A 7629-nucleotide genomic window follows, 5' to 3' on the forward strand; every position below is an offset into this window, starting at 1 on the left:
ATTATTTATTTACAATCATTAAAACAAGCAAAAATGTTACGTAAATTTGGAAATATTCACTTTGTCTCTAAACGTTTGAAATACGTAGTCCTATATTGCAATATGGATGATATAGATCGAACAATAGAGAGATTGAAAAAATTTCATTTTGTGAAACGAATTGAATTGTCATATAAACCTTTTATTAAGACTGAATACGAAAATGCAAAACCAGACGAAGCAAAGGAATATGATTATCAAGTAGATTAAAAACGATTGAATGGATAATTAATTTAGAAGGGGTAACCGATCTGAATTAAAAACCGTTCAATCGTTTTTCTTGTGGTATGGTTGAGAAGTAGGGGATAGGAAAAGCTATCCCTAATATTCTTTTTACTTTATGAGAAAGATTATAAAATAGTAAATTCTATTATCAGCTCTAGTTATTTCATTGGTGGTATTAAGTGATTTAAGCGTAAAATTCCGATAATATATTGATGGAATAAATCATTTTCATGAAATGAGCTTGAGTGTCTAATTTGTAATGTTATGATTTCTTTGTTTAAAGTTGTAGCTAGTTCTTCAAACAACACTTCACGTTTTGTAACTGAATCTTCTTTTAATGTAATTCCTTCTCTACAATAATATATTGGTTGGAACTCACCAATAGAAGTAGGGCTTAAGATTACAGCAAAAGAACAGCAGTTTGAGCCTTTATTTTCAGCTGTTAATTTAAGTAAAAATTTAACTCTATCTTTTTGCGATTTAGCTATTTCAAATAGTTCGTATAAATCTGAGTATCCTTCTCCAATTTCAATCATGCGTTGGATCATGAGTGTTCCCCCTTAAAACGTAAATACTTTACGAGTATTTCAAACAAAGTATGGTAATAAATGCAACATTTATTCTACAGGATAAAAGCATAAAAAAAAACCCCGCATTTGCAGGGCCCCTCTTATTAAAGTGTAATCACTTAAAAGAAGGCAAAGGGAGAGGAGAAACCGGAGGAAGAACTTATGGGGAAACGTAAGTCTTCTCCGCGGTTGGCAACAACATCAACTGAGATGTTGTTAAAATTAATTATTTCCAAAGTGGATGATTTTATACATAAGTAGAAGAATATGGAAAGAAATGTTTTTGTTTTAGTGAAATTATGATAGGATATGTTCGTAAATTGAAATATATAGTAGGTGTAAATTAAATGAGAGTAGTGTCAGGAAAAAATAAAGGATTAAGTTTAAAGGCAGTACCTGGAATGAGTACTAGACCGACAACCGATAAAGTAAAAGAAGCAATGTTTAATATAATTGGACCTTACTTTGAAGGTGGTATTGTATTAGATTTATTCGGTGGTAGTGGTGGACTATCAATTGAGGCTTTAAGTAGAGGGATTGAAAAAGCGATTATTGTAGATCGTGAAATGAAGGCGATTAAGACGATTAAAGAAAACTTAGCAACTTGTAATTTAACTGATTATGCTGAAGTATATCGAAATGACGCTGAGAGAGCTGTTAAAGCGATTATTAAAAGAGAGATCCAATTTGATTTAATTATTTTAGATCCTCCTTATAAAAAGCAACAAATCGTATCATTAATTGAAACTTTTGATGAAAAAAATCTACTTGCATCAGATGGAACAATTTTAGTAGAACATGCTACAGATGTCGAATTACCTGAAAAAATAGGGAAATTTGTACGAACAAAAGCAGAAAAATATGGAATTTGTGGCGTATCAGTGTATCATATTTGTATGGAGTAATTTTTAGGGGGTACAAGATGAAACGAATTGCTGTTTGTCCTGGAAGTTTTGATCCAATTACTTTAGGACATTTAGATATTATTAAACGTGGAGCAAGAGTGTTTGATGAGGTAATTGTTGTCGTATTAAATAACTCGGCCAAAAATTCTTTATTTACTTTAGAAGAAAGAATAGAATTAATTACGGAAGCTACGAGTGCTATTCCAAATGTACGCGTTGATTCATTTAGTGGTCTATTAATGGATTACGCGAAAAAAATTAATGCTTCTGCAATATTAAGAGGCCTAAGAGCAGTATCAGACTTTGAATATGAAATGCAGATTACAGCTATGAACAAAAAATTAGTAGATGAAATTGACACATTTTTTGTAATGACAAATAATCAATATTCATTCCTAAGTTCCTCAATCGTAAAAGAAGTCGCTAAATATGGTGGAAATGTAAAAGACTTAGTACCAGATTGTGTAAATAATGCATTAACAGAAAAATTTTTGAAACCTCAAGTTTAATGTAAGCTTAAGTATTTATATATAATTTATTAATGAGTAGACAACATAAAAGAAACCTCAAGTTTGTTTAAAACTGAGGTTTCTTTTATTGTTGAAAATATAAAATCGTCAAACGTATAGTAAATGAACCTTATTGATTTTATAATTTATTTTCTAATGACTTAATAATGTATTTTAAATGTATATGTTAATACGTTTGAGCAGTTTTATAATATTAAAACCCAAGTAATTGTTTATTTTTGAGAAGTTATAAATATTTAAGAGCTAATTTTTAGAAAAACAAGTTCAAATGATTATTAAAATAAGTTGATGTTCGATCTTAATTAACCTACAAACTGACTACAAGCTGTTACGCTACACTAAGAAAGGGATATTTGATTAGGTTTTTAGTGTAAAATTTTTTTGATGTATAAATTGATTGGAACGAAGGGATGCTCGACTCCTATGGGATAAGCGGATAGCCGAGGAGGCTCAGGTCTCGCCCTATGGAAAGCGAGCATCCCGTAATGGAAATCAACCACACTAAACTCCTTTTACGAAAATTTGAAATTAATTGACAAACTTGTTTCAACAGCATGAGAAACCTCAAATGTATTAAAACTGAGGTTTCTTTTTTTTATACAGAAAGGTTTAAGAAGATAACTTTTTTATATACAGTTTATAAATTAAGATGATTACATAAATGTAAAGAGAAATTAATGTTATAAATGAACCTGTTGAAATCAATGATTCGAGGGTTAACTGTTTTTCTGTAAAAATCTTTATAACAGGTAAAGTATTATTAGTAACATTAGAAGTTAACTGATTAAGATATAATGGTTTCCAAAAGATAATTGCCAAAATAGGTGCAATTCCAGATTGCAATAAACGACCGATTAAATAAGGTTTAATGCTTAATTTCACTTCAGAAATAATACTTGCTACTTGGGCTTGTATTGAAAAACCACCAAATCCTAAAATAAAGCTAGTTAAAGCCACTTGCTGCAATAATGTACTATTTCCTAGTTCACTGACTAATTTAGATCCTAGCGTAATTTCAAATAATCCAGATAAAAAAGGCGTAGATAAATTGTGATTAACCTTTAAATTTGAAAAGCAATATGCAATTATTTTCCCAACATTAGATATAAATCCAATTTCAATTAAAAGCATATTAAGAACAGAAAAAACGATAATAAATCCACCAATCATTAATAATGTTTGTACGGAAGAAGCTATTGCGTCCCCTAATATTTTTCCAATCGGTCTTCTTTCACTCAATCTTTTTTCATGCATAACTTTAAAAGCGTATTTAAAGCGGTTAGAATGAATTCTTTCTTTACGAGAGTAGTTAGGTTGGTTTCTTCCATAAAACCTCATAATGAGGCCTACAATAGCGTTAGACAAATAATGACTGAGTGCAAGTACGAGTCCAACTTTTGGGTTGTGAAAAAAACCAACAGATATAGCAACAAAAATAAACAATGGATTCGATGAATTTGTAAATGAATTGAGTCGTTCCGCTTCTAATTTTGTTAATTCCCCATCTTTATATAATTTTGCAGAAAGTTTCGCACCTGAAGGAAATCCAGAGGCCATCCCCATAGCCCAAACGAACGCCCCAACACCCGGAACTCTAAATAAAGGTCTCATTACTGGCTCTAAAAAAACACCAATAAATTGAACAATTCCAAAGCATATTAGAAGTTCACTTAAAATGAAAAAAGGAAGGAGCGAAGGAAATACGATTCCCCACCACATATTTAACCCTCTAATTGAACCTTTAAATGCTACCTCTGGATGCAAAATAATTGTTGATGTCAGAAATATGAGTAATAAAAAAATTAGTAAGGTAATAAAGTAATTTTTTTTCACATATAAACCTCCAAAGATAAACTTAAAAAACATATAGATTTTTGTCTAATTGTAGTAAGACCAATGAGTAGGAAATAAGATAGTAATATATGTATAAAAAAAACTTGTACAATTAAATATACGTTGCTGGAATTCAATTTTAGACCAAAGAGTTTAATTGGAGGGGAAACAACTTGGAACCGAAAATTGGTTTAGCATTAGGTTCAGGAGGTGCACGAGGATTTGCACATGTTGGTGTAATTTCCGTTTTAAAAAAGCATAATATTCCTATAGATCTGATTGCAGGCAGTAGTATAGGTGCTTTAGTTGCTGTTTTATACGGTGCTGGTGCGGATGTAGATCGCCTATATAAAATTGCAAAAGTATTTCAATCTAAATACTATATTGACTATGTTGTTCCAAAAATGGGTTTGATTTCTGGGAACAGAGTGAAAGAATTGATAAAAGTATTATCATTCGGTAGAAAATTTGAAGAATTAGATTTGCCAGTGTCGGTAATCGCGACAGATTTATTAACAGGAGAAAAAATTGTATTCCAAAAAGGAGATATTGCTACTGCAGTCCGTGGAAGTATTTCAATACCAGGAATTTTTGTACCAGAAACATGGAATGGAAGACTTCTAGTTGATGGTGGAGTCATCGATCGTATCCCAGTTTCAGTTGTAAAAGAAATGGGTGCGGATTTTATTATTGGAGTAGATGCTTCGCCGATTCAAGTTAGTGGTGAAGTTTCGACGATCTATGACGTGATTATGCAAAGTATTGAAATAATGCAGCATGAGCTCGTTAGAAATAGAGAAATTGCTTCTAATGTTATGATAAGACCTAAATTAGATCATGTTAATTCTAGAAACTTTACTGACCTTGAAAATGTTATCAAAATAGGTGAAGAAGCTACAGAAAAATTAATACCAGAAATTCTTGAAAAGATTGAGCAATGGAAGGAGAAAAATAGTGATAAAAAGGATCAGAATTCTTAATGTACTATTAGTACTTGGTATTACGCTAATTCTTTTATATTTCATTCCATTACCATACTATGTTACAAAACCAGGCTTAGCCGAGCCTTTAAGGCCATATGTAAAAGTTGAAGGTGCAAAAAAAGATAAAGGTGAATTTATGCTAACGACCGTAGCGATGGGTAAGGCAAATGTCTATTCATATATTGGTACGAAATTTAATGACAATTACCATTTATACAAGATAGATGAAATAAAAGTAAAAGGTGAAAGTGATGAAGATTATCAGTTCCGCCAATTAAGGTATATGGAAGAATCAAAGCAAGCTGCGATTTTAAACGCATATAAGCAGGCTAAAAAATCTTATAAAGTGAAGGAAAACGGAATAGTAGTCGTATCAGTTTTAAAGGATATGCCAGCCCATAACGTATTAATGCTAGGTGACGTTATCACTAAAATCGACGGGAAAGAAATTCGTACGATCAATGATTTTACCAATACCGTAAAAAGCAGAAAACCTGGTACAAATTTTAATTTAAAAGTAAGTAGAAAAGGAAAAATTAAATACTTTAATATTAAAACAGAAACTTTTAAAGACGAACCGAATCGTGCTGGAATTGGTGTTTCTATAGCAGAAAATTTAAATCTAACTACAAATCCAAAAGTTAAAATAAATTCAGAAGAAATCGGTGGACCTTCAGCGGGGCTGATGTTTGCTCTAGAAATTTATGATCAATTAAAAGACGAAAGTTTAGCAAAAGGTCATGAAATAGCTGGAACTGGAACAATTGATATAAATGGAGTTGTTGGTCCGATTGGCGGTATATCTCAAAAAATAATTGCAGCATCAGATTCTGGAGCGGAGATTTTCTTTGCACCAAATGAGAACGGTAAAAAGAATTCTAATTATAATGAAGCTGTAAAAAGTGCGAAAAAACATGACTTGAAAATGAAAATAATACCAATTGATACATATGACCAAGCAATCAATTATCTTGAAAAGTTAAAGACAAAAAAATAAAAAAATGGCAGGATATAGTGGGAAATCCCTAAACCTGCCATTTTTGAGTTTATACTGTTTAGTTGAAACTACTTAAGATCTACTGAATTGATTACTTTTTTCATCATAAATAATTGGATACAGTGAATATTCGGTTTTTATTAATTTTTGTTGGTTGTCTAATGAAAGCATCGAAGCATATGTATGGGTTGCTTTCAAATCGGTACTTAGTTCTTTTTGATTTTGTTGATTAATGGTCGTGTAAATTGGTAATTCAATTAATTTTTTTTTGCTATTTAAATAAGTTTTTCCCATTGAACTCATTCCAAGTAAACGAATATATGGAACTCGATCTTTCTCTAATATTGCTGACATTTCTTTTTTTGATGTATTTGTTAAGATATGTGTTAATAATCTTTGAATTCGAGTCCAAGTATATCTTTTTGTTTTGATTGAGGTCATTAACTCTTCAAAATTAAGACAGTTTAATACAGAATGTAATACTCTTCTTTCTAAACCTTCGACAGCTTCGTAAATTTCTTCAAGTTCTTCTTTAGTTGAAGTCATTAATTTAAATTTCAAAAATGGTAAATATTCATTCCAAGAGTGAAGAGCACCATACTCGTTTATGTATTCTTCAATTGAATCTTTTGTAAAGCTTGGAACAAAGTCAGAAATCGATTGATTGTCACCTTTTAGAATTTTTCTAATTGCTGTAGCGCTAGCGATACTATGATGATTGGTTTCCTCATCATGATAATTTGCAGCTATTCGCTGAATCGTTCTACCTTCCATTCGACTATCAAAGTGCTCAATTGCTTCTAAATAATGTATTCCTAAAATATTATTTGGAAGTGAAACATCTAGCTTTGATGATTCAAGATTTTTTTGTAAAGCAGTACTATATGCAGCAGGATAACTAAGTCCTTCATCAAGAAATGTACGTATACTTGTATTAATTGAAGAAGTAAGCTGCTTCTTTTGTTTGATTAACTCGTAAAATGTCTCAATTTTACCCTCTTCACTTCCAAAACAAACATAATCACATTTTAAAGAATCAAGAATTGAAATAGCTCCTTTGGCAAAGATGCTAGCGTGTTGAGTCGAATAGCTATAAGGTAATTCAATAACAAGATCTGCACCTGCTTGTAAAGCCAACTTTGTTCGTACATGCTTTGGAACAACTGCTGGCTCGCCTCTTTGTAAAAATTGACCACTCATTACCGCAATAACAACATCAGCATTTGTACTTTTTTTAGAACTAGTTAAGTGAAAAACATGTCCATTATGTAATGGGTTATACTCTACTACTACACCAACCGAACGCAGAGAAATGCACCTCCAATAATTACTAATTTCACGAATTTATACAATAAGAATACCAGTTTTGAGAAATAATTCGCAAGCTAGTGTGAATTGTATTGAATTTTATTGTGGAAAATAATATATTAGATAGGTTACATATAAGAAGCAAGGTCAAAGATTAAAGGGTAAAGCTTGTAACCAAGTCTAAAACTTTTAGTGAATTTTTCGCCTTAAGCTTGTCGGGAATTCAGTCAAGGAAGCATG

At 31.2% G+C, this 7629-nt stretch carries 8 protein-coding genes; 5 read left to right on the top strand and 3 right to left on the bottom strand.

Annotated features, from left to right (window positions below; translation table 11 throughout):
- Positions 1-249: YlbG family protein (locus tag CN514_RS13555; RefSeq protein ID WP_141529376.1), on the top strand; the 249-nt coding region annotated here is incomplete at its 5' end.
- Positions 250-422: 173 nt separating this feature from the next.
- Here CN514_RS13555 and CN514_RS13560 read toward each other — a convergent pair.
- Positions 423-812: a DUF7147 family protein gene (locus CN514_RS13560; RefSeq protein ID WP_097975637.1), complete on the bottom strand. Its 390-nt coding sequence runs from the start codon at positions 810-812 to the stop codon at positions 423-425.
- A 368-nt stretch (positions 813-1180) separates the two neighbouring features.
- On the opposite strand from CN514_RS13560, the gene rsmD reads away from it, so the two are divergent.
- On the top strand, positions 1181-1738 hold the full coding sequence (rsmD, locus tag CN514_RS13565) for a 16S rRNA (guanine(966)-N(2))-methyltransferase RsmD (RefSeq protein ID WP_098233051.1): 558 nt from the start codon (positions 1181-1183) through the stop codon (positions 1736-1738).
- 17 nt (positions 1739-1755) lie between these two features.
- Positions 1756-2247 carry a pantetheine-phosphate adenylyltransferase gene (gene coaD / locus CN514_RS13570; RefSeq protein WP_098233052.1) on the top strand — a complete coding sequence of 164 codons (492 nt, stop codon included), beginning with the start codon at positions 1756-1758 and terminating at the stop codon, positions 2245-2247.
- Positions 2248-2877: 630 nt separating this feature from the next.
- On the opposite strand, the gene ylbJ is transcribed toward coaD, so the two are convergent.
- Positions 2878-4134 (bottom strand): sporulation integral membrane protein YlbJ, encoded by a 1257-nt coding sequence (gene ylbJ, locus CN514_RS13575; RefSeq protein ID WP_098233053.1) that lies wholly within the window; start codon positions 4132-4134, stop codon positions 2878-2880.
- 140 nt (positions 4135-4274) lie between these two features.
- On the opposite strand from ylbJ, the gene CN514_RS13580 reads away from it, so the two are divergent.
- Positions 4275-5081: a patatin-like phospholipase family protein gene (locus CN514_RS13580; RefSeq protein ID WP_098233054.1), complete on the top strand. Its 807-nt coding sequence runs from the start codon at positions 4275-4277 to the stop codon at positions 5079-5081.
- Positions 5056-6081 carry a SepM family pheromone-processing serine protease gene (locus CN514_RS13585; RefSeq protein ID WP_098233055.1) on the top strand — a complete coding sequence of 342 codons (1026 nt, stop codon included), beginning with the start codon at positions 5056-5058 and terminating at the stop codon, positions 6079-6081. The genes CN514_RS13580 and CN514_RS13585 overlap by 26 nt, the downstream gene beginning before the upstream one ends.
- Positions 6082-6153: 72 nt before the next feature.
- Here the strand turns inward: CN514_RS13585 and CN514_RS13590 are convergent, their stop codons facing one another.
- Positions 6154-7425 carry a nucleotidyltransferase gene (locus tag CN514_RS13590; protein WP_098233056.1) on the bottom strand — a complete coding sequence of 424 codons (1272 nt, stop codon included), beginning with the start codon at positions 7423-7425 and terminating at the stop codon, positions 6154-6156.
- Between the last annotated feature and the right edge of the window lie 204 nt (positions 7426-7629).

The sequence above is a fragment of the Bacillus sp. AFS001701 genome (genome assembly GCF_002559405.1).
In the GTDB taxonomy this organism is placed as follows: Bacteria; Bacillota; Bacilli; order Bacillales; family Bacillaceae_G; genus Gottfriedia.